At 62.2% G+C, this 564-nt stretch carries 1 protein-coding gene; it reads right to left on the minus strand.

Annotated elements, in window-relative coordinates:
• Positions 1-77: 77 nt before the first annotated feature.
• A complete protein-coding gene (locus tag GY791_21395) occupies positions 78-524 on the minus strand; it encodes a hypothetical protein (GenBank protein ID MCP4330950.1) in 447 nt (148 codons plus the stop codon).
• Positions 525-564 lie beyond the last annotated feature (40 nt).

A 564-nucleotide genomic window follows, 5' to 3' on the forward strand; every position in this document is an offset into this window, starting at 1 on the left:
GTATTGAGCAGGTGAGGCGCACATGTCGCGGCCGCGATCGAGTTGAACCGCGGTCAAAAAGGAGTTCCTCCGTCAGTTCATTCGGATTGGTCGCCAGAGCGCCGAAAACACAGCGCCGCTGCGACCAGGGCATGCTCGCCCGCTTCGTAACCGATGAGCTGCAGTGTGTCGTCATTGGCGAACGAACCCGATACCGTGCCCGTGTCGCCGAGATCGACCATGATAAAATGATCATTGTCCCAGTCGATCACGCCCTGAAAGCGCACCTCTCCGTTGAGCGTGGCCTCGCCGCCGGACTGTTCCTTCACGCTCAGCGCCTCGTCGACGCTCCATAAGTAGGTGCCCGTGAAGAAACGGCCTTCCTGCCAGTCGATTTTGAGATTCAGGGACCAGGCAATCGGATCTCCCCGGATCAAGCCCTCGTCGCGCGGACATGACCATTTCCCCGTCATGTCCGGCAGGCTCCTGGCCGCCAGGCCCGGCGACAGCGCCAGCGCGGCGAGCAGGACAGTTGCGCGGATCACACCTGGTCCAGGGCGCCGGGCCGCGCGCGATAGTTTCAAA

The sequence above is a fragment of the Alphaproteobacteria bacterium genome, assembly GCA_024244705.1.
GTDB lineage: Bacteria > Pseudomonadota > Alphaproteobacteria > JAAEOK01 > JAAEOK01 > JAAEOK01.